This window comes from Pseudomonas sp. GW822-FHT04C11, assembly GCF_058800905.1.
On the sequence record NZ_JBXAMS010000049.1, the window covers coordinates 1 to 563 of the forward strand.

At 44.4% G+C, this 563-nt stretch carries 1 rRNA gene; it reads right to left on the bottom strand.

Annotation, left to right across the window (positions count from 1 at the left end):
- A 23S ribosomal RNA gene (locus AC1RJ3_RS29645) occupies window positions 1–348 on the bottom strand; the annotation flags it as partial.
- Window positions 349–563: the final 215 nt, after the last annotated feature.

Here is a 563-nt window from a genome sequence, read left to right on the forward strand (position 1 = left end):
AAGAGATTTTCGCGTACAGGGCTATCACCCACTATGGCCGCACTTTCCAGAGCGTTCCGCTAATCTCAAAGCCACTTAAGGGCTAGTCCCCGTTCGCTCGCCACTACTAAGGGAATCTCGGTTGATTTCTTTTCCTCAGGGTACTTAGATGTTTCAGTTCCCCTGGTTCGCTTCTTAAGCCTATGTATTCAGCTTAAGATACCTAACTTATGTTAGGTGGGTTCCCCCATTCAGACATCTCCGGATCAAAGTCTGTTTGCCGACTCCCCGAAGCTTTTCGCAGGCTACCACGTCTTTCATCGCCTCTGACTGCCAAGGCATCCACCGTATGCGCTTCTTCACTTGACCATATAACCCCAAGCAATCTGGTTATACTGTGAAGACGACATTCGCCGAAAATTCGCAATTACTCACAAATTTTACCTTAGCCTGATCCGTTACCAGTGAAAGTAACGTTCAGTCTATCTTTCTATCACATACCCAAATTTTTAAAGAACGATCTAATCAAAGACTAGAAATCAACATTCACCATCTTAACAATGGAATGCTCATTTCTAAGCTTT